The sequence below is a fragment of the Streptomyces sp. NPDC033136 genome (assembly GCF_055578235.1).
This window is the reverse complement of sequence record NZ_JBVIPD010000016.1, coordinates 87469-113652: the sequence shown is the minus strand read 5'-3', so window position 1 is coordinate 113652 and position 26184 is coordinate 87469. Positions and strand designations below refer to the sequence as shown.

22 protein-coding genes and 2 pseudogenes are annotated in these 26184 nt (G+C 71.1%); 22 read left to right on the top strand and 2 right to left on the bottom strand.

What is annotated here, in order from left to right; all coding sequences use genetic code 11:
• Nucleotides 1-114: 114 nt before the first annotated feature.
• Entirely contained in the window at nt 115-660 is a 546-nt protein-coding gene (locus tag ACZ5TL_RS26845) for a GNAT family N-acetyltransferase (RefSeq protein WP_468592933.1), read from the bottom strand.
• A 494-nt stretch (nt 661-1154) separates the two neighbouring features.
• Here ACZ5TL_RS26845 and ACZ5TL_RS26840 point away from each other — a divergent pair, with 494 nt between their 5' ends.
• The 12 genes from ACZ5TL_RS26840 (at nt 1155) to ACZ5TL_RS26785 (ending at nt 14003) form a co-directional block, all read left to right on the top strand.
• Nucleotides 1155-2411 carry an ATP-grasp domain-containing protein gene (locus tag ACZ5TL_RS26840; protein ID WP_468592932.1) on the top strand — a complete coding sequence of 419 codons (1257 nt, stop codon included), beginning with the start codon at nt 1155-1157 and terminating at the stop codon, nt 2409-2411.
• Nucleotides 2408-3256 (top strand): Rossmann-like domain-containing protein, encoded by an 849-nt coding sequence (locus ACZ5TL_RS26835; protein ID WP_468592931.1) that lies wholly within the window; start codon nt 2408-2410, stop codon nt 3254-3256. The genes ACZ5TL_RS26840 and ACZ5TL_RS26835 overlap by 4 nt, the downstream gene beginning before the upstream one ends.
• Nucleotides 3253-4341: a PLP-dependent cysteine synthase family protein gene (locus tag ACZ5TL_RS26830; protein ID WP_468592930.1), complete on the top strand. Its 1089-nt coding sequence runs from the start codon at nt 3253-3255 to the stop codon at nt 4339-4341. Before ACZ5TL_RS26835 ends, ACZ5TL_RS26830 begins: the two co-directional genes overlap by 4 nt.
• Entirely contained in the window at nt 4338-5399 is a 1062-nt protein-coding gene (locus ACZ5TL_RS26825) for a mandelate racemase/muconate lactonizing enzyme family protein (RefSeq protein ID WP_468592929.1), read from the top strand. The genes ACZ5TL_RS26830 and ACZ5TL_RS26825 overlap by 4 nt, the downstream gene beginning before the upstream one ends.
• Entirely contained in the window at nt 5383-6645 is a 1263-nt protein-coding gene (locus ACZ5TL_RS26820) for an MFS transporter (RefSeq protein ID WP_468592927.1), read from the top strand. The genes ACZ5TL_RS26825 and ACZ5TL_RS26820 overlap by 17 nt, the downstream gene beginning before the upstream one ends.
• A 14-nt stretch (nt 6646-6659) precedes the next feature.
• Entirely contained in the window at nt 6660-7469 is an 810-nt protein-coding gene (locus ACZ5TL_RS26815) for a class I SAM-dependent DNA methyltransferase (RefSeq protein WP_468592925.1), read from the top strand.
• Between the two features lie 85 nt (nt 7470-7554).
• Nucleotides 7555-9162 carry an ABC transporter substrate-binding protein gene (locus tag ACZ5TL_RS26810; protein ID WP_468592924.1) on the top strand — a complete coding sequence of 536 codons (1608 nt, stop codon included), beginning with the start codon at nt 7555-7557 and terminating at the stop codon, nt 9160-9162.
• Nucleotides 9159-10112, top strand: a complete 954-nt coding sequence (locus ACZ5TL_RS26805; RefSeq protein ID WP_468592922.1) for an ABC transporter permease — start codon at nt 9159-9161, stop codon at nt 10110-10112. Before ACZ5TL_RS26810 ends, ACZ5TL_RS26805 begins: the two co-directional genes overlap by 4 nt.
• The gene (locus ACZ5TL_RS26800) at nt 10109-10990 is read left to right on the top strand and encodes an ABC transporter permease (RefSeq protein WP_468592920.1); all 882 of its coding nucleotides are present in this window, start codon (nt 10109-10111) and stop codon (nt 10988-10990) included. Before ACZ5TL_RS26805 ends, ACZ5TL_RS26800 begins: the two co-directional genes overlap by 4 nt.
• Nucleotides 10987-12558 carry an ABC transporter ATP-binding protein gene (locus ACZ5TL_RS26795; RefSeq protein WP_468592919.1) on the top strand — a complete coding sequence of 524 codons (1572 nt, stop codon included), beginning with the start codon at nt 10987-10989 and terminating at the stop codon, nt 12556-12558. Before ACZ5TL_RS26800 ends, ACZ5TL_RS26795 begins: the two co-directional genes overlap by 4 nt.
• 81 nt (nt 12559-12639) lie before the next feature.
• Complete coding sequence (rpmF, locus tag ACZ5TL_RS26790) at nt 12640-12810, top strand: 50S ribosomal protein L32 (protein ID WP_184901208.1); 171 nt, start codon at nt 12640-12642, stop codon at nt 12808-12810.
• Between the two features lie 11 nt (nt 12811-12821).
• Nucleotides 12822-14003 (top strand): GTP-binding protein, encoded by a 1182-nt coding sequence (locus ACZ5TL_RS26785; protein ID WP_468592917.1) that lies wholly within the window; start codon nt 12822-12824, stop codon nt 14001-14003.
• Nucleotides 14004-14187: 184 nt separating this feature from the next.
• Here ACZ5TL_RS26785 and ACZ5TL_RS26780 read toward each other — a convergent pair whose 3' ends face one another.
• A complete protein-coding gene (locus tag ACZ5TL_RS26780) occupies nt 14188-15123 on the bottom strand; it encodes a LysR family transcriptional regulator (protein ID WP_468592915.1) in 936 nt (311 codons plus the stop codon).
• Nucleotides 15124-15248: 125 nt separating this feature from the next.
• On the opposite strand from ACZ5TL_RS26780, the gene ACZ5TL_RS26775 reads away from it, so the two are divergent.
• The 10 genes and pseudogenes from ACZ5TL_RS26775 to ACZ5TL_RS26730 all read left to right on the top strand — a co-directional run bounded on the left by ACZ5TL_RS26775 (nt 15249) and on the right by ACZ5TL_RS26730 (nt 25804).
• The gene (locus tag ACZ5TL_RS26775; protein ID WP_468593009.1) at nt 15249-16259 is read left to right on the top strand and encodes a fumarylacetoacetate hydrolase family protein; all 1011 of its coding nucleotides are present in this window, start codon (nt 15249-15251) and stop codon (nt 16257-16259) included.
• Nucleotides 16256-17236, top strand: a complete 981-nt coding sequence (locus tag ACZ5TL_RS26770; protein ID WP_468592913.1) for a cyclase family protein — start codon at nt 16256-16258, stop codon at nt 17234-17236. The genes ACZ5TL_RS26775 and ACZ5TL_RS26770 overlap by 4 nt, the downstream gene beginning before the upstream one ends.
• Before the next feature lie 112 nt (nt 17237-17348).
• On the top strand, nt 17349-18488 hold the full coding sequence (locus tag ACZ5TL_RS26765; protein ID WP_468592911.1) for an FAD-dependent oxidoreductase: 1140 nt from the start codon (nt 17349-17351) through the stop codon (nt 18486-18488).
• Entirely contained in the window at nt 18485-19522 is a 1038-nt protein-coding gene (locus ACZ5TL_RS26760; RefSeq protein ID WP_468592909.1) for an amidohydrolase family protein, read from the top strand. The genes ACZ5TL_RS26765 and ACZ5TL_RS26760 overlap by 4 nt, the downstream gene beginning before the upstream one ends.
• Before the next feature lie 21 nt (nt 19523-19543).
• Nucleotides 19544-20482: a VOC family protein gene (locus tag ACZ5TL_RS26755; RefSeq protein WP_468592908.1), complete on the top strand. Its 939-nt coding sequence runs from the start codon at nt 19544-19546 to the stop codon at nt 20480-20482.
• Between the two features lie 93 nt (nt 20483-20575).
• Nucleotides 20576-21547 (top strand): fumarylacetoacetate hydrolase family protein, encoded by a 972-nt coding sequence (locus ACZ5TL_RS26750; RefSeq protein WP_468592906.1) that lies wholly within the window; start codon nt 20576-20578, stop codon nt 21545-21547.
• Between the two features lie 199 nt (nt 21548-21746).
• Nucleotides 21747-23006 carry an FAD-dependent oxidoreductase gene (locus tag ACZ5TL_RS26745; protein ID WP_468592904.1) on the top strand — a complete coding sequence of 420 codons (1260 nt, stop codon included), beginning with the start codon at nt 21747-21749 and terminating at the stop codon, nt 23004-23006.
• Nucleotides 23007-23168: 162 nt separating this feature from the next.
• A pseudogene (locus ACZ5TL_RS26740) lies at nt 23169-23321 on the top strand (FAD-dependent monooxygenase); the annotation flags it as partial.
• A gap of 136 nt (nt 23322-23457) precedes the next feature.
• Nucleotides 23458-23532: pseudogene (locus ACZ5TL_RS26735) on the top strand (succinyl-CoA--3-ketoacid-CoA transferase); the annotation flags it as partial.
• 427 nt (nt 23533-23959) lie between these two features.
• Nucleotides 23960-25804, top strand: a complete 1845-nt coding sequence (locus ACZ5TL_RS26730; protein WP_468592903.1) for a thiamine pyrophosphate-requiring protein — start codon at nt 23960-23962, stop codon at nt 25802-25804.
• Nucleotides 25805-26184: the final 380 nt, after the last annotated feature.

Genomic DNA, 26184 nt, shown 5'->3' with positions numbered 1-26184 from the left:
GGGGCGCAGCGGAACGGTCCGCATCACGCACGGAGGACATCGCCCTGCTGATCCCCCATCGCCAGCAGGGAGGCAGGTGAGGCAGTGATCCTCACACCGGCTGGCAGCCTCCGGTCACATCGGGATCTCGAAGTGCACCGTAGCGACACCCGGTCCATGTTCGCCGGTGGTGCGGGCGTCGAACACCTCCTTCGCCGCACTGCGCCAGAAGGCTTCCGTCCCCTCGATGTTCACGTTGGTGTGGAGGTAGATGAGTTCGTAGCCTGGGGTGTTCGCGATGAAGTCGCAGGCGGTGTCGACCAGCGTGCGGGCGAGCCTTCGGCGCCGGTGTTCGGGCCGCACGTAGACACGGACGAGCTGGGCGGTGGTGCCGGACGGGTAGCGTTCGGCCAACCAGCGCGGATGCGGCGGGTGGTTGGGGCCCTGAGACCGTACGCCCGTCGTGGCCACCACCTCGCCGTCGTGGACGGCCACGAGCAGGAGGTGCCGTGGATCGTCAAGATACGTGCCCCCGATGTCCACCACGTCCCGGTGCCACTGGGGCACGTACCCGTATCCGAACTCGTTGTAGAAGATGTCGAGCATGACGCGGCGCGCGCCGTCCACGTCCGCCGGTGTCGCGGGGCGCACGGTGTATCCACGAGGTGTGGTCTGACTCATCGAGATGTCCTTCCGTATCGGAGTCCCACGCTAGCCAAATGAAAACGGCTTTCAAAAACCTCGGCGTGTCACGGCTTCCCAGGCAGCCCGGGTCCCTGCACAGGCACACCCGCCGCCCACCCGAACCCGGCCGCCCCGAAGCTGTTGACGGGCCGGTCAGCGAGTCCTTCGCGCGCCACACCGCCGTTGCGCTGCCGCCAGACCGAAGCAATCCGGGCGGGCTGCGCTCCGCGAGAAGAAGGCGTCGCGCCGGCGCAGCAGCGCCTGGCTCTGGATGACGTCAACGCCGTAACAGGCGGTCGCCGCCAGGGCGCACATCAGGGCGAGGCGGCGCATGCCCGGTGTCACAGAGCGTCCTCAGATAGATCCACTGAGGTACTGACAATGAAAATGATTACCGATAACGTGTCCACGGCACAGCCGGGCCTGTCTCCTCACGGAGGCTTCGCCGGGCTGTCCTGACATGTGAACCACACCGCACGAAAAGGGGAGCTGTGGCTCATCTGCTGGTGGTCGAGAGCTGGGTCGGATCGATGAGCAGGCTGTTGCCACGGGCGATACGGGAGAGCGGGCACGAGTTCACGTTCCTCACCCGCGATCTGCATCACTACCTGCGATCGGCGCCCGAGGGCGCGGCGCACCCGTTGCTCGGGGCGCGCAACCTGATCACAGCGAACACCAACGACACAGAAGCCCTGCTGCCTGAAGTCGAGCGGCTGCACGCGGTGTTCGGGTTCGACGGGGTGATCACGTCCTGCGACTACTACCTGTCGACGGTGGCGCGGATAGCCGGACGGCTCGGTCTGCCCGCGTCGAGCCCCGAGGCGGTGGAGAACGCCTGCCGCAAGGACGCCGCCCGCCGTGTCCTGGCCGACGCCGGGGTGCCCGGGCCGCTGTTCGCCGTGCACGAGGAGTGGGCCGACATCGCGCGGGCGGCGCGGGAGATCGGCTACCCACTGGTGGTCAAGCCCGTCGACCTGTGCGCGGGCATGTACGTACGCCGGGTGGACGACGAGGAGCAACTCGCCGCCGCCGTCAGGGCGCTGGCCGACTTCCCGGTCAACGCGCGCGGGCAGCGGCGGGCACCCGTGGTGCTGCTCGAAGAACTCCTGGACGGCCCGGAAGTGAGCGTCGAGACCGTCTCGCACGCGGGAGCGGTCCATGTGATCGGCGTGACCGACAAGAGCATCGGCGGGGCGCCCGCGTTCATCGAGACCGGCCACATGTTCCCCGCCGCCCTGTCGAGCGCGGACGCCGAGGCCGCCGAACAGACCGCACTCGCCGCGCTCAAGGCGCTCGGCCTGACCGACGGCGTCGTGGCGCACACCGAGATCAAGCTCACCTACGCCGGGCCGCGCGTCGTCGAGGTCAACCCCCGCCCCGCCGGGAACCGCATCACCGAACTCATACGCCACGTCACCGGCATCGACCTCGCAGCGGCCTTCGTGGACGTCTCCCTGGGCCGCGCCCCCGATCTTCGGCGCACGGACACCGGGCTGCGCAGCGCCGCCATCGGCTTCCTCGTGCCGCAGACCGCGGGCATGCTCGAAGCCCTGGACGGCAGGACACTACGGGACAGGCCCGGCGTCTTGGAGGTGCAGCTCGCCGAGCCCGGCAAACAGGTGAAGGCCGCGGGCAGCAACAACGAGTACCTCGGGCACGTCATGGCGGGCGATGCCTCGGGGCTGGGCGCCCGCGACCGGGTCGAGGCGCTGCTCGGCGAGCTGCGGTCCGGGCTGGTGATCCGATGACCTCCGCCACCTCGGCGTCCACCCGCGTGACGACGTACGACGCACTTACGGCGCAGGCCCGCGCCGGCGAACTCGGCCCTGATCCGGCCGCCCTGCGGATCGCCGTGGCCTTCACCACGCGGCAGGCCGTACGGCACGACGGACGCGGCACCGGCTACCGCAACGAGGTGCTCAGCCTGCGCCTGGCCGAGGCCGTCGGCAGTTGCGCGGTCGAGCCCGGCGCGCTGCCCGACAGTGCGGTCGAGGACTGCGTCGGCGCGGACGTCGCCCGGCTGCTGGAGCATCCGCTGCTGCCGGTGCGCGTGGCCGCCCTCGACGCCTACCTGATGCACGTCACCCCGCACACCCAGGACAGCGGTGCCCGGCCCGTACCGCTGCCGGCCGGGACATCGCTGGAGAAGTCCCGGGCCCGGGCCCGGGCGGTGGTCGAACTGCTCGACCTGTCGCCGGGGGCGACGGTGCTCGTGGTCGGAGTGGTCAATTCCCTGCTGGAGGCGCTGCGGTCACGGGAACTGGCCTACGTTCCCTGCGACCTCAAGGGCGGGGTCACCGAATGGGACGAGACGGTCGTCACCGATGCGCCGGCCCAGGCCGACCGGTGTGATGCGCTGCTCGTGTCCGGTATGACGCTGAGCAACGGGACGTTCGAGCCGCTGCGGGAGCACGCCCTGCGGAACGGCAAACAGTTGGTGTTGTTCGCCCAGACCGGCAGCGCCGTGCTGCCCCGCTTCCTGGGCCACGGGGTGAGCGCGGTGTGTGCGGAGCCGTATCCCTTCTTCTGGCTGGACGGCGGTCCTGGCACCGTCTACCGCTACCGCGCCGACGGTCCGGGAGGCGCCAAGTGACCGCAACCGCCGTACGCCCCGCCGCCCGCCCGGAACTGCTCACCCTGCTCGGCCGTACGCCCGTCGCGCGCATCACCGCCGGCCTGCCGGAACCGCACCCCGGTTTCTGGGCGAAACTCGAAGGGCTCGCCGCGGGCGGGATGAAGGCCCGGGCCGCGGTGTCCATGCTGATGGGCGCGCGTGAGCGCGGCGAGCTGCGGCCCGGTGCCCCGGTGGTGGAGTCCACCTCCGGCACACTCGGCATCGGCCTCGCCTTCGCGGGCCAGGCCCTCGGCCATTCCATCGTGCTGGTCGGCGACAGTGAACTCGAGCCGTCCATGCGGCAGTTGCTGCGCTCTCACGGGGTGCGGCTGGAGATCGCCGACCGTCCGGCCGAGCGGGGCGGCTGGCAGGCCGCACGCCTCGCCCTGCTGCGGGACCTGCTCGCCGAACTGCCCGGCGCCTACTGGCCCGACCAGTACAACAACCCCGACAACACCGCCGGCTACGCCTCCCTGGCCGCCGAACTGGCCGTGCAGCTCGACCATCTCGACATCCTGGTGTGCAGCGTCGGCACCGGCGGCCACAGCGCCGGCATCATCGGCCCACTGCGCCGGCACTGGCCCGCCCTGCGCCTCATCGGCGTCGACGCCACCGGCTCCACCATCTTCGGCCAGCCCGCCCGGCCCCGGCTGATGCGCGGCCTGGGCAGCAGCATCCACCCGCGCAACGTCGCCTACGACGCCTTCGACGAGGTCCACTGGGTCGGCCCCGCCGAGGCCGTCGACAGCTGCCGCCGCCTGGCCCGCGGCAGCTTCGTCAGCGGCGGCTGGAGCACCGGCGCCGCCGCCCGGGTCGCCGCCTGGGCCGCCCGCGTCCACCCCGGGGCGGTCGTCGCCACCGTCTTCCCCGACGGCCCCCACCGCTACCTCGGCACCGTCTACGACGACGACTTCACCACCTCCCACGGCCTCGACCCCGCAACGGCGGCCACGCGGCCCGTCGAGATCCCGCACCCGCACGCGGCCGAGGCAACCGGCTGGGTGCGGTGCACGCGAGTCGCCGACCCGCTGAAGGCCGTCGCTCATTCGGAGAGGAACCCGTGAAGGCCAGCCGGCGCACCGTACGCCTCGACCTCACCGAGCCGCTGCGCATCTCCCGCTCCACCATGTCTGCCCGCGACGCCGTGTGGCTGACCGTCGAACACGAAGGCGTCACCGGGCACGGTGAGGCCGTAACCAGCGTCTATTACCGTCTCGACGCCGAGACCCTTGAAGGGCTCTTCGCTGCCGTCGGTACGGAGCTCGCCCGCTTCCCCGATCCCGAGAACGCCCTGGAGGCCCTGCGAGCGGGTGAGTTGGCCGGTGACGGCACTCCCCCGGCCGTGACAGCCGCCGTCGAGGCGGCGCTGCTCGACCTCGTCGGCAAGCGCGCGGGCAGTCCCGTCCACCGGCTCCTCGGTGCCGTGGGACCTCCGGTCGCCGCGACCGCCCGCACCATCGGCATCACGTCCCTCGCGCACGCGTCGGCGCAGGCCCGCTGTCTCGCGGCGAGCGGCTTCGAGGTGCTCAAGGTCAAGGCGGGGGCGCCCGATCCGGAGGACGATGTCGAGCGCGTCCGCGTCATCCGCGACGCCGCGCCCCGGGCCCGGCTGCTCCTCGATCCCAACGGTGCCTGGACCCTGGCGCAGGCCGAGGCGCTGCTGCCCCGGTTCGCCGACCTCGGTGTCGAGGCCGTCGAACAGCCTCTCGCCCCCGGCGACCCGGAGGCGCTGGGGGCGTTGGCCGAACGCTCACCGCTGCCGGTCATCGCCGACGAGGACGCCGTGGACCTGGAGGACGTGCGCCGGCTGGCCGGGCGCGTCCAGGGCGTCAACGTCAAGCTCGCCAAGTGCGGCGGGGTGCACGCGGTCCTGCGCATCGCCGAGTTGATCGACGGCAGCGGAACGGAGCTGATGCTGGGCTGCCTGACCGCCAGCAGCCTGGGCCTCGCGTCCGCCGTCCACCTCGCCGACCGCGCCCGCTGGGCCGACCTCGACGGGCACCTGCTGCTGGCCCACGACCCGTGGACCGGCATCGGCGGCGAGGACGGCTATGTACGGGCAAGTGACCTGCCCGGGCTGGGCGTCGGGCTGCGGGAGGTGAGCCGTGAAGGCGTGGCGTGAGATGCGCCGCTTCCCGCTCGCGGTCCAGCTCCTGCTGGTCAACCAGCTCGGCGTCAACACCGGCTTCTACCTCCTCATCCCCTATCTCGCCACCCACCTCACCGAGAACCTCGGCCTGTCGGCCGCCGTCGTCGGTGTCGTGCTCGGCGTGCGCAACCTCAGCCAGCAGGGCCTGTTCATCATCGGCGGCTCGGCCTCCGACCGGCTCGGCGCTCGGGGTGTGATCATCACCGGCTGTGCTCTGCGCACGGTGGGGTTCGCGCTGTTCGCGCTCGGCGACAACCTGGCCGTCCTGCTAGCCGCCTCCGTGCTCAGCGGCTTCGCCGGGGCGCTGTTCAACCCCGCCGTACGCGCCTACATCGCCCAGGAGGCCGACGAGCGCAGGGCCGAGGCGTTCGCCCTGTTCAACGTGTTCGCCACCACCGGGGCACTGATCGGCCCGCTGCTGGGCAGCGCGCTGCTGCTCGTGGACTTCCGCACGTCGGCCCTGACCGCCGCCGGCATCTTCGCGGTCCTCACCGTCGCGCAGGCTTTGGTCCTGCCCGCGCGGGAGGTGGAACCGAGCAAGGGCACGGTGCTCGCGGACTGGCGCGAGGTCCTCGGCAACCGCGCCTTCCTCGCCTTCGCGCTCGCCATGGTCGGCATGTTCACCCTGGAGAACCAGCTGTACCTGCTGCTGCCCGACGGAGCACGGCAGGCCACCGGCTGGGACGGCGCGGCCGGCCTCGTCTTCCTCGTCGGCACCCTCGCCAATCTCACCCTGCAGCTGCGCATCACCCGCGCCCTGAAGAAGCGGAAGGACAGGGCACGCTGGATTTCCACCGGGCTCGGCCTGATGACGCTGGCGTTCCTGCCGCCCGCCATGGTGGCCGGTGGCTCCGGTGGGCCGGACGGCACGGTGGACGCGGCGCTGCGCGCCCTGCCCGTGCTGGCGGGAGCCCTGCTGCTCTACCTCGGCGTGATGGTCGCCCAGCCGTTCGTCATGGAGCTGATCTCCGGCTTCGGCCGCCCCGAGCTGACCGGCACCTACTTCGGGATCTTCTACGTCGTCTCGGGCATCGCCGCCGCCGTCGGCAACACCGTCGTCGGCTGGGCCATGGACACCGGGGAGCGGGGCGACGCCGGCTGGCTGCCTTGGGCGTGCTGCGCGCTTTTCGGGCTCGCGTCCGCGCTGGGCGTGGCCTGGCTGCGTCGGCTGGGATCGCTGCCGGCGCCGCCGAAGCCCGCCGTACCCGCGACCGCCTGAGGAAGGACACCGACATGACCTCGACGACGACCGCGAGTGCGCACAACCTGCTCACGGACAACCCCGAGCTGTACGAGGCCCGCTTCCCCGACCCCGACCGGCTGGCCGGACGCTGGGCCGAGGACTGCCTGCGGCGGCACGCCGTGGGCCCGCGCGTGCTGGACATGGGCTGCGGCACCGGCCGCGACGCCGCACACCTGCACTCCGCCGGCCGTACCGTGACCGGCGCCGACCTCTCCGAGGCGATGCTCATGCACGCCCGCGTCCACCATTCCGGCCCCGACTACGTGCGCGCCGACCTGCGCGGATTCGACCTCGGTCAGGACGCGTTCGACGCCGTCGTGTGCCTGGACAGCGCCCTGCTGTACTGCCACACCAACGATCAGCTCGACGCCTTCCTGTCCTCCTGCCGCCGTGCCGTGGCCCCGGGCGGACTGCTCGTCGCGGAGATGCGCAACGGCGCCTACTTCCTGGGCCGCACCGACCTGCTCGACACACCCAGGGTCAACGAGTTCACCTGGCAGGGCATCGCCTACCGCTCCACGACCACCCTCACCGTCGACCGTACGGCCCAACTCCTGCGCCGTACGCGCGTGTGGACCGCGGACGACGGTTCGGAAGCCGTCGAACAACGCTCCGCATGGCGGCTGCTGCTCCCCCAGGAGCTGCGCCACCTCCTGGCCGCGCACGGCTTCGAGGTCCTCGAGCTCCACGACGGTCCCGGCCCGCGCACCGAGCCGCCGTGGCAAGAGGGTCTCCTTCCCGGCCGTACCGCCGACGCCGACCGGCTGCACGTGGTGGCCCGCCTGATCCAGCCCTCCTGACCGGGCCCGTCCCCGCGTTCTGACGCCCCGAAACTGCCGCCCCCCGCACCGCAACGGCACATCCACACACCCTGAGGAAACACGCATGCACGACGAATCCACCCGCTCTTTCCCCTCCCCGGACCGCTTCCCGGGCCTGCGCCGCCGCGGCTTCCTCGCCGCCACCGGTGCCGCCTCGCTCGGCGCACTCACCCTCGCCGGATGCGGCGGCTCAGGCTCCGGCTCCGGAGACGGCGAGAGCAAGGGCGACGGCGCACCGAAGCGGGGCGGGCGGCTGCGCGCCGCGTTCGCGGGCGGCGGCGCCAGCGAGACCCTCGACCCGCACCTGGCCAACCTGTTCGCCGACGTCGCCCGCGCCAAGGCCCTCTACGACAAACTCGCCGACTACGGCCCCGACCTCTCCGCCCAGCCCCGCCTCGCGGAGAAGTGGGAGCCGAACAAGACCCTCGACCGCTGGCAGGTCACCCTGCGCGAGGCCACCTTCCACGACGGCAAGCCGGTCACCGCGAAGGACGTCCTCCACAGCTACCGCCGCATCGCCGATCCGAAGCAGGCGTTCAGAGCCAAGGCGTCCCTGGAACCGATCGACCTCAAGGCCAGCCGCGCCACCGGCGAGCGGTCGATCGAGTTCGTCCTCAAGCGCCCGGCAGCCGAATTCCCCAACGTCCTGGCCGCGTTCGGCGCATACATCGTGCCCGAGAACGCCACCGAGTTCGACAAGAAGCCGATCGGTTCGGGCCCGTTCCGGTTCGGGTCGTTCGCCCCGGGCCGCTCAGCGGTCTTCCACCGAAACGACGACTACTGGGAGGGCGCCCCGTACCTCGACGAGATCGAGTTCGTCGTCGCCAACGAGGAGTCCGCCCGGGTCAACGCCCTCATCGGCGGGCAGGTGGAGTACGCCCACGAACTCAACCCGACCACCGCCCGCGCCCACGAGGGCAAGGGACAGATCGAGATCGTGCGGCTGCAGGGCAGCGCCATGCAAGGCTTCTGCATGAAGACCGACCGGGCGCCCTTCGACGACAAGCGGGTGCGCCAGGCGTTCTTCCTCATCGCCGACCGCAGGGAACTCGTCGACGGCGCTCTGTCCGGCGCCGGGGAGATCGGCAACGACCTGTTCGGCAAGGGCTACGAGTACTACGCCGACGGCCTTCCCCAGCGCGAGCAGGACCTCGACAAGGCCCGCGCCCTGCTCAAGCAGGCCGGCGCCGAGAACCTCAAGGTCACCCTCGACACCTCGGCCGTCGCCGCCGGATTCACCGAAGCGGCCAGCATCTTCCGCGACCAGGCGAAGAAGGCAGGCGTCACCATCGACGTCAAGATGGGCAGCAAGGACTCCTACTGGAGCGACATCCTCGACTCCGGCACCCTGTGCTGCTACCGCTCCGGCGCCATGCCCATCGAGGCCCACATCTCCCAGCGCCTGCTCACCGACTCCACCACCAACGCCACCAAGTGGCAGCACAAGGACTTCGACGCCCTCTACCAGCAGGCCCAGTCCACCCCCGAGAAGACCGACCGCGCCGCCGTCTACGAGCGCATGCAGCGCCGCCTGTACGGCGAGGGCGGCTTCCTGATCTGGGGCTTCGCGGACTGGATCATCGGAACGGCCCGGACGGTGAAGGGGGTTGAGACCAAGGCGCCCGCCAACACCATCGACTGGGCCCGCTTCGACAAGGTGTGGCTCGCGTGAGCGGACTTCGCTCCTTCGTCGCCCGGCGGCTGCTCCTCGGCGTCGCGCAGACCGTGGCCGTGGTGCTGCTGGTCTTCGCGCTCACCGAGGCGCTGCCGGGTGACGCCGCCGTCGCCCTCGCCGGGGACCAGCCCGACCCGGCGCGCATCGCCGCGATCCGCGAGGCCATGCAGCTGGACCGGCCCGCGGTGGAGCGGCTGACCGACTGGGCGGCGGGCCTGTTGCACGGCGACTTCGGCACCTCCCTGGCCTCCGGCCGCCCGGTAGGCCAGTACATCGCCGACGGCTTCGGCCCCACCCTGCTGCTGGCCGCGCTCACCGTTGCCCTGCTCATCCCCGTCGGCTTCGGCCTCGGCGTGCTGGCCGCCCGCCACGAGGGGCGGCTGATCGACCGGCTGGTCAGCTCCGTCACGCTCGCCGTGTACGCGGTGCCCGAGTTCGCCCTCGGCGTGCTGCTGGTGACCGTCCTCGCGATCCGGCTGGGCTGGCTGCCGCCGACCGCCGTCGGCTACGGCACCGACCTGCTCGCCCACCCTGCCGCACTCGTCCTGCCCGTCCTCGTCCTGCTCGCCCGGCCCGTGTGCTCCCTGGTGCGTCTGGTACGCGCCGGCATGATCGACGCGCTCGCCTCCCCGTACGTGGCCCAGGCTCGCCGCTACGGCATCTCCGGCGCCCGCGTCCGCTACACCCACGCCCTGCCCAATGCCCTCGCCCCCGCCGCCCAGCAACTCGCCCGCACCATCGACTGGCTGCTGTGCGGCGTCATCGTCGTGGAGGCGCTGTACGTGATCCCCGGACTCGGCACCGTCCTGCTCAACGCCGTCGCCGAACGCGACGTACCCGTCGTCCAGGGTCTCGCCGTGGTGTTCGGCGTCCTCACCGTCGTGCTCAACCTCGGCGCCGACCTGGTCGCCCACCGGCTCGCGCCCCGGGCGGGGGTGGCCGCGTGAGGATCCTGCGTACGGGCCGCTTCACCCTCGGCATCGCGGTCATCGCGGTACCCCTCGTCCTGGCGCTCCTCGGCCCGCTGTTCGCGGGCGAACCAGGCCCCCGAGCCGCGTCCTTCACTCGCGGCGACGGGCACTGGCTCGGCACCGACTTCGTCGGCCGCGACGTCTGGCAGCAGGTGCTGCACGGCGGCCGGCCGGTCGTGCTGACCGCCCTCGCCGCGACCGCCCTGGCCTACCTCGTGGCCCTGCCCATCGGCCTGCTCAGCGCGCTCACCCACCGCCGCTGGCTGGAGGAAGCGCTGATGCGGCCCCTCGACGTTCTTCTCGCCGTCCCGTCGCTGCTGCTGATCCTGCTGGCGGCGACGGTGTTCTCCCCCGGCGCCGTCGGCCTCGCCCTGCTGGTCGCGCTGGTCAACGTGCCCGACGCGGCCCGCCTCGTGCGCGCCGCCGCCACCGAGGCCGCCGCCCGCCCCGCGGTCGAGGCGCTGCGCATGCAGGGCGAGACGTGGTGGCGCATGGCCGTCGGCTACGTCGGCCGCTCCATGCTGCGCACCCTGGCCGCCGACGCCGGCACCCGGCTGACCGGCGTGCTGTACCTGGTCGCCACGGCCGCCTTCCTCGGCGTCGGCGTGGCGCCCGACGCCGCCGACTGGGCCGTCATGGTCGACCGCAACCGCACCGGCCTGTTCGTCCAGCCCTGGGCCGTCGTCGTTCCCGCCCTGCTGATCGTCGGCCTGACCATGGGCACCAACCTCCTCTTCGACGCCGCGCTGGACAAGGGCGGGAGACAGGGCGCCCCCGCCCGCACAGCCACATCCGGAGGCACGGGCGGAAGCCTCCGGAGCCGGAGCCGGACAGAGAAGGAAGCACGTCCGTGAACCACGAGAACGACACCACCGCGGATCCCGTGGCCGAGATCCGCGACCTGCGCGTCGAGATCGAGGGCAGGGCGATCGTCGACGGGGTCAGCCTCAAGGCCCTGCCCGGCAATGTCACGGCGCTGGTCGGCGCCTCCGGCAGCGGCAAGACCACCACCGGCCTCGCCCTGCTCGGCGAGTACCCGCCCGGCGCCCATGTCACCGGCGACGTACGTCTGACGTCCGACGGCCTGGCCGGCTACATTCCCCAGCACCCGGCAGCCGTCCTCAACCCCGCCCGCCGTATCTCCGCCCTGCTCACCGACATCGCCCGCGCCCAGGTCGCCCACCTACCGCTGGGGCAACGCCGGACGGCGGCCCGCGAACGCGTCCTGCTCGCCCTCGCTGAAGCCCAACTACCGGACGCCGAACCCCTGCTGCGGCGCTACCCGCACCAGCTCTCCGGCGGCCAGCAGCAACGCGTCGTCCTCGCCCAGGCCCTGCTGCTCGGCGCCCGCGTCATCGTCGCCGACGAGCCCACCACCGGCCAGGACGCCCTGACCAAGAGCCGCATCGTCGACCAGCTGGCGGCCGTCGCGGCCCGCGGCATCGCCGTCGTCCTGCTCAGCCATGACCTGGACGTCGTACGCGCACTCGCCGACGACGTGATCGTCATGCGGGCGGGCCGGGTCGTCGAGTCGGGCCCGGCACCACGCGTCTGGCTGGCGCCCCAGCATGAATGGACCCGCGAACTGCTCAGCGAACAGCGGCAGTTCCCGGAAGCGGACAGTTTCACCGGCACCGAGCAGCCCGCGCTGCGGATACGCGACCTCACCGCCCGCCACCACGACGGCGCACGCGGCACGACCGTGGTGCTGCGCACCCCCCGACTGGACCTGCACCCGGGTGAGTGCCTGGCCGTCGTCGGCCGCTCCGGCAGCGGCAAGACCACCCTCGCCCGCTGTCTCGCCGGCCTCCACCGCGACCACGACGGCCAGATCCTTCTCGACGGCACACCGCTGCCCCCCAGCCTGCGCGACCGCAGCCGTACGCACCTCGCGGCCGTACAGTACGTCTTCCAGGACGCGCGCGCAGCGTTCGACGAACACCGCCCCGTACTCCACCAGGTCGCCCGCACCGCGATCCGCCTGCGCGGCACCGACGCGGACACCGCGACGCAGGAAGCCCTGACCGCCCTCACCCGCCTCGGCCTCCCCGAGGATCTGGTCCACCGGCGACCCGGTCAGCTCTCCGGCGGCGAACTCCAGCGCGCCGCCCTCGCCCGCGCCCTGCTCGCCCACCCCCGCGTCCTCATCTGCGACGAGATCACCTCCGGCCTCGACACGATCACCCGCCGGGGCATCCTCGACATCCTCACGACACTGGTCCGCGACCGCGACGACCTGTCCCTGATACTGATCACCCACGACCTGGACACCGCGGCCCTCGCCCACCGCATCGCCGTCCTGGACGCCGGCGAACTCGTCGAGCAAGGCCCTGCCCAGCGCATCCTGACCACCCCTGGCCACCCGTTCACCATCTCGCTCATGGAAACCACGGCACGCCTGGCGGCCGGAACGGGCATCTGACCGGCACACATGCGCTCCATCTCCATCTCGTAATGGGATTCATTTTCATGTACTGTTCTCGCACACCCGAGAAGGAGAACCATGGCCGTCCCCAAGCGGAAGATGTCCCGCAGCAACACCCGGCACCGCCGCGCCCAGTGGAAGGCCGCCACGCCGACGCTGGTGCCGGTCACAGTCGACGGTGTGCGTCACCTCGTACCGCAGAACCTGGTCAGGGCCTACGAGCGCGGGCTGCTGCGCCCCCAGGGCTGAGAGGGACAGGCATGGCGCACGACCAACTGCCGGTGACCGTTCTGTCCGGCTTCCTCGGCGCGGGGAAGACCACGCTGCTCAACCATGTGCTCGGCAACCGTGAGGGGCTGCGCGTCGCGGTCATCGTCAACGACATGAGCGAGGTCAACATCGACGCGGCGCTCGTGCGCGGCGGCGAGGCCGCGCTGTCACGCACCGAGGAACGTCTGGTCGAGATGACCAACGGGTGCATCTGCTGCACGCTCCGCGACGACCTGCTGGTGGAGGTGGACCAGCTTGCCCGGGAAGGGCGGTTCGACTACCTCCTCATCGAGTCCAGCGGCATCTCCGAACCCATGCCGGTCGCGGCCACCTTCGCCTTCGCCCGTGACGACGGCGCCACCCTCGGCGATCTCGCCCGTCTGGACACCATGGTCACGGTCGTCGACGCCGCCAGCTTCCTGCCCGAACTGGCAAGCGGCGACGAGCTCGTCGAGCGCGGCCTCGACCAGTACGAGGACGACGAACGCACCGTCAGCGACCTGCTGATGGACCAGATCGAGTTCGCCGACGTCATCGTGCTCAACAAGCTCGACCTGGTCGACGACGCCGACGCCGAACGGCTGCGGGCGACACTCACCCGCCTCAACCCCTTGGCCCGGATCGTGCCCGCCGTGCACGGACACGTGGAACTCAAGGACGTACTCGGCACCCGGCTGTTCGACCTGGAGCGCGCCCAGCAGGCCCCCGGCTGGGTCATGGAGCTCAATGGCGACCACGTCCCGGAGACCGAGGAGTACGGCATCTCCTCCACTGTTTTCCGCTCCGGACTTCCCTTCCACCCCGGGCGTTTGTGGCGGTTCGTGACCGCGGAGATGGACAGCGGCGCCTACGGGCGGATCCTGCGCTCCAAGGGCTTCTTCACCCTGGCCAGCCGACCGCACGTGACGGGGCTGTGGTCGCAGGCCGGCTCCGTCGCCCGCTTCGAGCCCTCCGCCGCCCACGACACCGACAGCCCGGCACGGCAGGAACTGGTCTTCATCGGCACCCATCTGCACACCGAGGCGCTCCACTCCGCGCTCACCGACTGTCTGCTGGCGGACGGCGAGAGCCTGCCGGCCGACGATCCGTTCCCCGCCTGGGACACCTACGGCATCGACGACACCTGCGACCACGAACATCCCGAACGCCCCGAACTCGTGGCGCGACCCTGAGACTCCGGGCGGGCGGTGGTCGCAGCCACGGCACCGCCCGCCCGGTACAAGATGTGCCACCAGGCGCCCGGCGATGGCCATGACTTCACCCCGCCGATGTCGACGGTCTTGTTCGGCGCGTCACCGAAGGGACCAGGAGCGGGCATCGTGACTGTGTCCTGCCGTTGAAGGGCCCGGCCCGTCCTCAACTCGGCGGAACAGGGATCGTGGGCCGGTCGGCCTTGACGACCTCGGCGACCCGGATCGCCGTCTCCCGCAGCCAGATGTGCGCCGCGTCGCGCGTGTGCACCGGGTGCCACCACAAGGCCTGCTGAAGCGGCACAGCGTCGTAGGGCGGTTCCATGACGCGGACGGGGACGAGTCCGCCCAGCCGCTCGGCGAGACGTTCCTGGATGAGAGCCACCCTCCGGGTGCCGGCTACCAGGAGGGGCATCAGCTGGAAGCTGTCGACGGCGACCTCGACGTGCGGCTCGACGCCGAGCATGCCGATCTGACGGGCGGCGGGCGCATCATAGGTGCGCTGGTACGTCACCCACGGCAGCCGGGCCAGATCGTCGAGGGTGAGGTGCTCGCCGACCTCGGAGTTGTCGTCGGCGACGAGGTACACCCAACGGTCCCGGTAGAGCTCGACGGCGGGGAAGCCGCTGATGATGCCGTGCGGCATCAGCAGCCCGTCGGCGGTGCTCAGCAGCGTCCCGGTGTCGTCGATGATTTCGTTCGGTACCTGTTTGAACCTGAGCCGGATACCTGGTGCCTCGGCTTGGATGGTGCGGGCCAGTTCGGCACCGAAGACGGCCACCGCGTAGTCGGAGGCGATCAGAGTGAACTCACGTTCCTCGCGGGCGGGGTCGAAATCGGCCTGGCTGGTGAAGACACGCTCCAGCAGGTCGCAGGCGGTGGCGGTGCGGTCGAGGAGGGTCAGGCCTAGGGCGGTCAGTTCGTAGCGGCCGCCTTCCCGGGAGAGCAGGTCGTCGTCGAAGTGGCGGCGCAGTCGTGCCAGGGCGGCGCTCATGGCGGGCTGGCTGAGCCCGATCCGTCGGCCGGCACGGGTGACGTTGCGCTCCTCCAGGAGGGCGCGCAGGGCGACGACGAGGTTGAGGTCGAGGCTTGCCAGATTCACTAAGCATCCCAGTGCCGGGGCGGAAGGCGTGCGGGTATTTGGCTCCTGGATTCAGGTTATCCAGGGAATCGATTTCCCAGATTGGAAGTCACGGGCCAGATTAGTAGCACCGCAATCGGGAGGACATCTCCGTGACATCCGCAGCCGCCTCGGCACCCTTCATCCCCTTCTCCGGACCGTTCGCCATCGGCACCCTTTCGGCACCGGGCGAGACCAGGTTCCCGGGCCTCGTGGCCCCGGACGGCCGAGCGCTCGATCTGCGTACGGCCCTGGGTGAACCCGCGCTGACCACGCTCACGCTCCTGGAGCGCTGGGACGAGGAGCTGCCGCGCCTGCACACCCTCGCCGGGGACCCGACGCGCGACTGGCGACCGCTGGCGGACCTTGCGGTGCACGCGCCCGTCGAGCCCCGGCAGATCTTCCAGTCCGGCGCCAACTACCGGCAGCACGTGATCGACCTGGCGGTCGCACACCGCGCCCCGGACGCCCCGGGCACCGTCGAGGAGGCCCGCGCCGAGGTCGCGGCGGTCATGGACAAGCGGGCCGCCGAGGACCTCCCGTACGTATTCATCGGCCTGCCGTCCACGATCAGCGGCCCCTACGACGACGTGGTGCTGCCCTCCTGGGCCGAAAAGCCCGACTGGGAGCTGGAACTGGCCGCGGTGATCTCCCGCCCCGCCTACCGGATCAGCGTGGAGGAGGCGCTGGAGTACGTCGCGGGCTACACCATCGCCAACGACCTCACCGACCGCGCGACCGTCTTCCGCCGGGACATGCCACCGATCGGCACCGACTGGCTGCGCAGCAAGAACGCCCCCGGCTTCACCCCGCTCGGCCCGTGGATCGTCCCGGCCGCCTCCATCGCCGACCCCTCCGACCTGCAGGTCACCCTGAAGCTCAACGGCGAGACCATGCAGGACGAGTCCACCAGCGACATGATCTTCGGCGTCGCACGGCTGGTCTCGTACATCTCCCGGACCGCCCGACTGCTTCCCGGCGACCTGGTCCTGACCGGCAGCCCGGCCGGCAACGGCATCCACTGGGGCCGGCTGCTGCGCGACGGCGACGTGATGGACGGCTCGGTCACCGGGCTCGGGGCCCAGCGCACCCGCTGTGTCGCGGAGGAGGCCCAATGAGCGCCGATCGCGCCGATCGCGTCGACCGTACGAATCCCGAGGCGGCGATCGCCGAGGCCGCCAAGGCGTACTCGAACTGGGGCCGCTGGGGCGAGGACGACGTGCTCGGCACGCTCAACTTCCTCGACGAGGCCAAGCGCCGCGAGGGCGCGGCCCTGATCCGCGACGGCGTCAGCTTCTCCTTGTCACAGGCCTTCGACATGGACGGCCCGCAGAAAGGCTGGCGGCGGCGTACCAACCCGGTGCACACGATGCTCGCCACCGGCACCGACGCCGCTCTGGGCGGCCAGGGCTTTCCGCACGGTTTCGGTGGCGCCGACGACGTGATCGCCATGCCCTTGCAGTGCTCCACCCAATGGGACGGGCTCGGCCACATCTTCGATCACGGCAAGGCGTGGAACGGCCGCCCGGCTGAGAAGGTCGTCACCTGCGAAGGCGACCTGGTCACCGGCATCGAGCACATGGCACCGCACGTCGCCGGGCGGGGCGTCCTCCTCGACGTGGGCCTGGTCATCGGCCAGGACGGCGAACTTCCCGACGGTTTCGCCATCACCGAGGAGCACCTGACCGCGACCGCCGCCTCGCACGGTGTGACCGTCGGTCGTGGCGATCTGGTCCTCGTACGCACCGGGCGGCTGGCCCGCGCCCGTCACGAAGGCTGGGGCGACTACGCGGGCGGACCGGCGCCGGGGCTGAGCTTCAGCACGGCCGGCTGGCTGCACCGGAGCGAGATCGCCGGGATCGCCACCGACACCTGGGGCTTCGAGGTACGGCCCAACGAGTTCGACGACGCCTTCCAGCCGCTGCACCAGGTCGCCATCCCCCACATCGGACTGCTCATCGGTGAGATGTGGGACCTCGACGCCCTCGCCGCACACTGCGCCGCCGACGGCCGGTACGAGTTCTGGCTCACTGCCGCGCCACTGCCCATCACCGGCTCCGTCGGCTCACCGGTGAATCCCATCGCCGTCAAGTAACGCCCTGGACGTCCGGGCGGGCCGCGCCCGGACGGCTACGCCACCCTCGCCGCCGACCCGCAACACCCCCCTTGCCGCTCGAAGTCGCGCGGCACCATCTCAGGGAGAACCCATGAACGACACCCGCCCCCGCACCGTCCTCGTCATAGGCGGCGGCGCCTCCGGCAACGCCGTGACCGTGCTGCTGCGGCGGGCGGGCATCGCCGTGGAACTGATCGAGGCCAAGCCCGACTGGAACGTGCTCGGCTCCGGCATCACCCTCCAGGGCAACGCGCTGCGCGTGCTGCGCGAAGTGGGCGTATGGGACAAGGTCCGGGAGAGCGGCTACGCCGTCGACGCCGTCGGCCTGGCCGCGCCCGACGGGACCGTGTTCCATGTCCAGCAGGACATCCGCACCGGTGGGGACGACCTGCCCCCGCTCTTCGGCATGCAGCGGCCCCGGCTCCAGGAGATTCTGTGTGAGGCCGTTCTCAAGAGCGGCGCGACGGTACGCCTCGGCACCACCGCCGAGGAGCTTATCCAGGACGCGTCCGGCGTCACCGCCCGGTTCAGCGACGGCACCGAAGGCCGCTACGACCTCGTCATCGCCGCCGACGGCGTCGGCTCCCGCACGCGCGCGATGATCGGCATCGGCGACAAGCCCGAACCGACCGGCATGGCCATCTGGCGCGTCCCCGCGCCCCGCCCCGAGGGGGTGGAGCGCATGAACCTGTCCTACGGCGGACCGTGCTACATCGCCGGTTACTGCCCCACCAGCAAGAACACCATCTACGCCTACCTCGTCGAGGCCAACCGCGACCGCGCCTCCATCGACCCGGCCTCGTACGCGGACGAGATGCGGCGGCTGGCCGCGCCCTACGGGGGTGCGTGGCCGGAGATCGCCGCGAGCATCACCGACCCCGCGAAGGTCAACTACACCTGGTTCGACCGGCTGCTCGTCGAGGGCTCCTGGCACCGCGGCCGGGTCGTCCTGATCGGTGACGCGGCCCACGTCTGTCCCCCCACGCTCGCCCAGGGCGCGGCCATGTCGCTGGAGGACGCCTCCGTACTGGCCGAGATGCTGAGCGAGGAGCAGGACTGGAGCTCCCTCGACGCCCTGCTGACCGGCTTCTACGAACGCCGGATCGGCCGTGTCCGCATGGTGGTCGAAGCATCCGTGCAGCTCGGTCAGTGGCAGCTGGACGGCGTCCGGGACGCCGACGCACCCGGTCTGATGGGCCGCACGATGTCCGTCCTGAAGGAGACCCCGTGAACTCCGTGCACCCCGTGAGTTCCCAGAACAGCGCACCCACGATCGACGTCCACGCGCACGTCCTGCTCCCTCAGGTCGAGGACGCCGTCGCCGGGCACCCCGGGCTGGCCGCGGCCCGTGATCTCGACGCCCGCCGCAACGGCCCCGAGGCCATCGCCGTCAGCGGCCCGATGTTCCGGGACCGCTTCCCGAGGCTGACCGACGTCAAGGCCCGGCTCGCCGCGATGGACGCCTCCGAGGTCGACGTCCAGCTGGTCTCGCCGTCTCCCTCGCACTACCACTACTGGGCCGACGAGGACCTGGCCCGTACGGTGTGGGAGCTGGCCAACGAGGGCACCGCCGCGCACGTCGCCCAGGCCCCGCACCGGCTGCACGGCCTCGGCCTCGTCCCCCTCCAGCACCCGGACCTAGCCGTCGAAGCGCTCGAGCACGCCCTCGGCCTGGGCCTGCGCGGTGTCGAGATCTCCAGCCACGCGCCGGGACACGAACTGTCGGACCCCGCGTACGAACCGTTCTGGACACGCGCCGAGGAAACCGGCGCGATCCTCTTCCTGCACCCCTTCGGCTGCACGCTCGACGAGCGCCTCAACCGGTGGTACCTGTCCAACACCGTCGGCCAGCCGACCGAGAACGCCGTCGCCCTGTCCCATCTGATCTTCTCCGGAGTCCTGGACCGGCACCCGGGGTCGCGCATCGTCGCCGCCCACGGCGGCGGCTATCTGCCCACCCACATCGGCCGCTCCGACCACGCCTGGCTCGCCCGCACCGACACCCGCGGCTGCGCGCACCCGCCCAGCAGTTACCTCAAGCAGCTGTACTTCGACTCACTTGTCCACGACCCGGACGTCCTGCGCGAGCTGATCCGGGTGGCCGGCCCCGACCGGGTGCTGCTCGGCTCCGACTTCCCCTTCGACATGGGCACCGACGACCCGCTCGGCGCTCTGCGCGACGTCACGGACCTGCCCGCCCCCCACTTCCACGCCATTCGCGGCGGCAACGCGGCAGCACTGCTCCGCCTTGCCGGAACCGTCTGAACCTCACAGAGGAGACCCCCCATGAGCACACGTCTGCTCACCCACCTGCGGCACGTCGACCTGGCCGTGCCGGACTACGACAAGCAGCTCGACTTCTACGCCGGCGTCTGGGGCCTGACCAAGGTCGCCGAGGACTCCGGCATCTCCTTCCTCGCCGCCGAGGGCTCCCCCGAGCAGTACATCGTCCGGCTCCGCAAGGCCGAGGAGAAGCGCCTCGACCTCATCTCCTACGGCGCGGCCAACCCCGCCGACGTGGACACACTCGCCGAGCAGCTCCTCGCAGGTGGAGTGCAGTTGATCTCCCAGCCGGGCAAGATCGACACCCCCGGCGGCGGCTACGGCTTCCGCTTCTTCGACATCGACGGCCGCACCATCGAGGTCTCGGCCGACGTCGAGGCACGCCGGCACCGTCGTATCGAGGAGAAGGAGTCCATCCCGGTCCGTCTCTCGCACGTCGTCCTGAACTCCCCCGACATCAACGCCACCCGTGCCTGGTACGAGCAGCACCTCGACTTCCGGCTGTCCGACACGATGACCTTGCCGCACATGGGCGAGGTCATGCACTTCATGCGGATCAGCAGCCAGCACCACTCCATGGCCATCGCCAGCGGTCCGCACGCCTCCCTGCAGCACCTCTCCTTCGAGATGCGCGGCATCGACGAGTACATGCGCGGCTCCGGCCGCGTGATGCGCTCCGGCGCCCGCAAGATCTGGGGCCCCGGGCGGCACATGGCGGGCGACAACACCTTCACGTACTTCCTCGACCCGCACGGCAACACCGTGGAGTACACCACCGAGCTCGAAAAGCTGGACGAGGACACCTGGCACCCGCACATCTACGACCTGACGAAGCCCGAGAACGCCGACCAGTGGGGCACGTCCAACCCGATGAACGAGATGGTCGCCAAGGAGATGCTCAACGACGTCGACCGCGGCGTCTTCGTCGCTCCGCCGGTCTGACCCCATGACCCCGGGGGCTCGGCGCACTCCCCCACCCTGCCATGCCGCCGCGCCCCCGGCCTGTGTCAACCCACCCAGCTCCCTAGGACTGCCATGCGTTTCGCCACGTACGAACAGCACGGCCGCAGCCGTCTCGCCACCGTCGAGGACGACGGCGCCCTCTACCCCTGCCCCGGTACGGGTACCGGGACGCTTCTCGACCTGATCCAGGCGGGTCCCGAGGCTCTGCGCGAGGCGGGCAACGCAAGCCTGGACGTGCCGCGCGGCCCGAACGTATCCCAGGTGCGATTGCTGCCGCCGCTCCAGCCACCGTCCGTACGCGACTTCGTCACGTTCGAGGAACACGTCGAGGGTGTACGACGCAGCATCGACGGAGTCTCGGGCGCCCCGGACGCCTGGTACGACGCGCCCACCTTCTACTTCACCAACCCCTACGCGGTCATCGGCGCCCACGACGACGTCCCCGTGCCGCCCGGCAGCCAGGCAATGGACTTCGAACTCGAAGTCGCCGCGGTCATCGGCCGCGAGGGCCGCGATCTCACCCCCGAGCAGGCCCGCGACCACATCATCGGCTACACCATCTACAACGACTGGTCCGCCCGCGACCTCCAGTCCCGCGAGATGCAGGTCGGTCTCGGCCCCTGCAAGGGCAAGGACACCGCCACCACCCTCGGCCCCTACCTCGTCACCGCGGACGAGCTGGAGCCCTACCGCGACAGCGACGGATTCCTGCGCCTGGCGCTGACGGCCGAGATCAACGGCGAGGTCGTCGGGAAGGACCTGCTGTCCAACATGAGCTGGACCTTCGAGGAGATGACCGCATACGCCTCCAGGGGCACTTACGTACGCCCCGGCGACGTACTCGGCTCCGGCACCTGCGGCAACGGCGGCTGTCTCGCCGAACTCTGGGGCGTACGCGACCGCCAGGACCCGCCACCGCTCAAGCCCGGCGACACCGTCACCCTCACCGTCGAGGGCATCGGAACCGTCTCCAACACCGTGGTAGCCGGGGCCGCACCGGTGGCCGTTCCCCGCGCCCGTACGCGCCCGCGAACCCGCCCGTGAAGCGCGCGGCGGTGAGCAGGCTGGACAACAAGGTCGTCGTCACCGGGGCAGGGCGCGGTCGAGGCGCCGGCCCGGGTGGGAGCGACTGTGACCGCCACCGATGTGACACAGGCACCCGGCGGACCGCGTCATCCCCGGGTGGAGGAGTCCTCCTTGACCATCTACCGGCGCAACGACGACCAGGACTGAGGAAGGCGCCATGAAGAAACTCTCCGGCAAACGCGGACGTGTCGCCGTCATCGGCGCCGGCCCCGGCGGTATGGCCGCCGCACTCTCCGTCCACCAGGCCGGTCACGACGTCGCGCTCTTGGAGCGTTACCCGCACGCCAGACCCGCCGGCAACATCCTCAACCTGTGGCCGCCGCCCATCAAGGCGCTCGGGCTGCTCGGAGTGGACACCGAGGACCTGGGTGCGCCCTGTACCTCCGAGTTCCGCAACGCCCGTGGCCGCCGCCGGGTCCGCGCGGCCCTTCCGGAGCAGGTTGTCCGCGACTACGGCGGCGGCTTCATCGGCCTGCTGCGCCCCGAGCTGTACGAGCGGCTGCTCGACGCGCTGCCCGAGGGAGTCCTGCGGGTCAACCACAGGGTGGAGCGCGTCGAGCAGGACGAGAGCGGTGTTCGGCTGCACCTCGCGGACGGACGAGTCCATGAGGCGGACCTCGTGATCGGCGCGGACGGCATCGATTCCCTGGTCCGCCGCACTCTGTGGGGTGACAGCCCCAAGCGCGAGCACAACCTGCACATCTTCGGCGGCTACACCTTCGACGAGAGCGTCGAGACCGAGCCCGGGATGTGCGTCCTCTCCCACACCCGCACTGTGCAGGGCAGCTGGACCGCCATCCGCAACAAGGGACGTGACGGCCACCAGTGGTGGCTCCTCGAAGCATACGACGTACGCCGGGAGTTCACCGGAGACCTGCACTCGAACGCGACCAGCCTCGGCAAAGCCTTCGCCCGTCCGCTCCCCCAACTGATCGCCGCGACCGACCCCGCGCACGTTCAGCGCTGGGTGATCCGCGACCGCAAGCCGCTGAAGCAGTGGTCCAAGGGCCGCGCCACTCTCATCGGCGACGCCGCTCATCCCACGTCCCCGTACGCGGGGTACGGCGCCGGTATGGCCACCGAGGACGGCTACTTCATCGGCCGCCACCTGGCCGGGGTGGACCTGAGCGACTACGCCTCCGTCCGCCGGGCACTCGACGCCTTCGAAGCCCCACGCAAGCCGCACACCGCCCGGCAGTCCCAGCAGGCCTATGCCCTCGGGCAGGTCTTCCATCACGCGCCGCGCGCTCTGCGACCGATCCGGGACGCGATCCTGGACCACACCCCGCTGATGCAGAAAGTGGTCGGTGACTCGACCCCCAGCTCGATCCTCTCTCAGCTCGGTGAGATCGACCGGACCGAAGCCCGCTTCACCGAGCTCCTCAGCCTCGGTGAGACCCGCGACACCGCTTCCTGAGCCAGCCTTGACGCACGGCGGTCGACAAACCTCAGTACTGACGGGCCACCTGCCGTGCGGCGGGCAGGTTTCACCGGACGGCGGGCCCCCGGTCGGCCATCGGTGCGCGAGTGATGGCCGCACGAGCCGCCGCGCGCCCCCGGGCGACCGGACGGGGTCGACCTGGAGGTGCGCACCGACAACGGCCACACCTACACCATGACCGCCGACTGGCTGGTGGGCCGCGACGGCGCCCGCAGCACCGTGCGCGAGCAGCTCGGCCTGCGCCTCGCGGGGACCGCCTACGAGGGCCGGTACGTCATCGTCGACGTCGAGCCGAAGACCGACCGGCCCGCGCTGCGCCACGCCTGGTTCGACCCGCCGTCCAACCCGGCTCCACGCTGCTCATGCACCGGCAGCCCGACGACATCTGGCGCCTGGACTACCAGTTGCAGCCGGACGAGGATCCCCAACGGTCCGCCCGGGCGCCTCGTTCTTCGACTCCGCCCTGAGCTTCGGCATGATCCGCGGCGGCCACATCGACGTCACCGACGACGGCCTCGTCCTGCGCGCACTCGCGCCTGACGTCACGTTCGAACAGGTCCAGCGGGCAACCGGACCGGTCCCGACGGCCGGGTGGCCGGGTCGACGAGGCGACGAGGCGACGACCGGACGGCGCGCCGCGAGTTCCGCGTAGACCCGGGAGTCGGACCGCTCGGCGTTGAAGGGGCACCGGGGCGTTGTCGAGATGATCCGGGCCGGGAGGCCCAGGCCCTGCTCGTCCCACGTCCGCCGATGGTGGCCCGGCCGATGGGGCTCTCCTGCGCCGCACGAGCGACGTCAGGAGCACGACGTTTCTGCCGGAACAGCCCGGTTACCCATGGAGTGTCGTGCCGGCCTCACCGTGACCGCACCTGCCCAGGGAGTGCCGGAGAAAGCCGCAATACGGCAGCACCAGAAACGGAGCCTTCTCCATGGCCAGCCCGAAAGTGTCCGACTACATCCTCCAGCGCCTGCGCGACTGGGACGTCGACCATGTGTTCGCCTACGCCGGTGATGGCATCAACGGCCTGCTGGCGGCCTGGGGACGGGCAGAGAACAAGCCCAAGTTCGTCCAGGCACGGCACGAGGAGATGTCGGCTTTCCAGGCGGTCGGGTACGCGAAGTTCTCCGGCAAGGTCGGAGTGTGCGCGGCAACGTCCGGTCCCGGGGCGATCCATCTGCTGAACGGGCTGTACGACGCCAAGCTGGACCACGTTCCCGTGGTGGCGCTGGTCGGGCAGACGAACCGCAGCGCGATGGGCGGCTCGTACCAGCAGGAAGTGGATCTGCAGAGCCTGTACAAGGACGTCGCCTCGGAGTTCTGCGAGACGGCGATGGTGCCCGAGCAGCTGCCGAACCTGATCGACCGGGCGATGCGCACCGCGTACGCCAAGCGCACCGTCACCGCGATCATCCTGCCCGCCGACGTGCAGGAGCTGGACTACAGCCCGCCGACCCACGAGTTCAAAATGGTGCCGTCCAGCCTGGGGCTCGGGCGCTATGCGCCGGTGCCGTCCGACGAGGACGTCCAGCGGGCCGCCGACGTGCTGAACGCCGGCGAGAAGGTCGCCGTCCTGATCGGGCAGGGCGCCCGCGGGGCTCGCGCCGAGGTGGAACAGCTGGCGGACACGCTCGGCGCCGGGGTGGCCAAGGCGTTGCTGGGCAAGGACGTACTGCCGGACGACCTTCCCTACGTGACCGGCGCCATCGGGCTGCTGGGCACCCGCCCCTCCTACGAGCTGATGCGGGACTGCGACACCCTGCTGATGATCGGCTCCAGCTTCCCGTACACGCAGTTCATGCCGGAGCTGGACCAGGCGCGGGCGGTGCAGATCGACATCGACCCGCACATGATCGGCCTGCGGTATCCCTTCGAGGTCAATCTCGTCGGCGACGCCCGCGAGACGCTGGGACGTCTGCTCCCGCACCTGCGCCGCAAGAACGACCGCACGTGGCGCGAGGGCATCGAGAAGAACGTCTCCCGCTGGTGGGAGGTCATGCAGCGCCGCGCCGCCGTGGACGCCGACCCGATCAACCCCGAGTACGTCGTGCACGCCCTGGACGGCAAGCTGCCCGACGATGCCATCATCAGTGCCGACTCCGGCTCCGCCGCCAACTGGTACGCCCGCCACCTGCGCCTGCGCGGCCGGATGCGCGGCTCGCTCTCCGGCACCCTGGCGACGATGGGGCCGGGCGTGCCGTACGCCATCGGTGCGAAGTTCGCCCACCCCGACCGGCCGGCGATCGCCCTCGTCGGTGACGGCGCGATGCAGATGAACGGCATGATGGAGATGGTGACGGCCGCCAAGTACTGGCAGGAGTGGTCCGATCCGCGGCTGATCGTGGCCGTGCTGAACAACCACGACCTCAACCAGGTCACCTGGGAGATGCGGGCCATGTCCGGCGCCCCGCAGTTCGAGGAGTCGCAGGCCCTCCCGGACCTCCCCTACGCCGAGATCGCGCAGCGCATGGGCCTGGACGGGGTACGGGTGGAGAAGCCCGAGCACGTCGAGGCCGCGTGGGACCGGGCCCTGGCCGCCGACCGGCCCATCGTCATCGACTTCCGCACCGACCCGGCCGTCCCGCCCATCCCTCCGCACGCCTCGCTCGACCAGATCGAGGCCGCGGCCTCCGCGATCCTGCACGGCGACAGCGACCGCGGTTCCATGATCAGGCAGGGAGTCAAGGCCAAGGTGCAGGAGATGCTGCCCGGCAGCCGGCACCGCCACGAACGCCCCGGTGCCGGGCCGCACGACAGCACGGAAGAGAACAAGTGACGTGGTCGGCACGATCGGGCGGATCTCGTCATCGGGCACGCCGCCTTCGGCGTCCCCGCCGCCCATGACTGCATGAGCCGGGCCGTACGCAACACCGGGCGCCCCGGGCATCGCGGTCGGCGCGTCTCCGCGGTCGACACCGCCTTGAGGGACCTCAAGGCGGTGTCGACCGCTCGGCCTGCCTCCGGTGCGGCTGCTGGGCGCAGCCCGCGGTGTCACCCGCTGTGACGGGGTCACGGTCTGGCTGCGCGCCGCCGCCGTCGCCGAGTCGCTCGGCCTGCGCCTCTCGGCCCACTGTGCCCCGCACCCGCACGCCCACGTCGCCGCCTCGGTGCCCCACACGCCGGATCCGCTGACCGGGACCGGGACCGGGCAGAGAC

Bases quoted from the DNA above. Each gene is read 5' to 3' on its own strand.
- ACZ5TL_RS26845 (WP_468592933.1), bottom strand. From the start codon at position 660: ATGAGTCAGACCACACCTCGTGGATACACCGTGCGCCCCGCGACACCG.
- ACZ5TL_RS26835 (WP_468592931.1), top strand. From the start codon at position 2,408: ATGACCTCCGCCACCTCGGCGTCCACCCGCGTGACGACGTACGACGCA.
- ACZ5TL_RS26815 (WP_468592925.1), top strand. From the start codon at position 6,660: ATGACCTCGACGACGACCGCGAGTGCGCACAACCTGCTCACGGACAAC.
- ACZ5TL_RS26810 (WP_468592924.1), top strand. From the start codon at position 7,555: ATGCACGACGAATCCACCCGCTCTTTCCCCTCCCCGGACCGCTTCCCG.
- rpmF (WP_184901208.1), top strand. From the start codon at position 12,640: ATGGCCGTCCCCAAGCGGAAGATGTCCCGCAGCAACACCCGGCACCGC.
- ACZ5TL_RS26785 (WP_468592917.1), top strand. From the start codon at position 12,822: ATGGCGCACGACCAACTGCCGGTGACCGTTCTGTCCGGCTTCCTCGGC.
- ACZ5TL_RS26770 (WP_468592913.1), top strand. From the start codon at position 16,256: ATGAGCGCCGATCGCGCCGATCGCGTCGACCGTACGAATCCCGAGGCG.
- ACZ5TL_RS26765 (WP_468592911.1), top strand. From the start codon at position 17,349: ATGAACGACACCCGCCCCCGCACCGTCCTCGTCATAGGCGGCGGCGCC.
- ACZ5TL_RS26755 (WP_468592908.1), top strand. From the start codon at position 19,544: ATGAGCACACGTCTGCTCACCCACCTGCGGCACGTCGACCTGGCCGTG.
- ACZ5TL_RS26750 (WP_468592906.1), top strand. From the start codon at position 20,576: ATGCGTTTCGCCACGTACGAACAGCACGGCCGCAGCCGTCTCGCCACC.
- ACZ5TL_RS26745 (WP_468592904.1), top strand. From the start codon at position 21,747: ATGAAGAAACTCTCCGGCAAACGCGGACGTGTCGCCGTCATCGGCGCC.
- ACZ5TL_RS26730 (WP_468592903.1), top strand. From the start codon at position 23,960: ATGGCCAGCCCGAAAGTGTCCGACTACATCCTCCAGCGCCTGCGCGAC.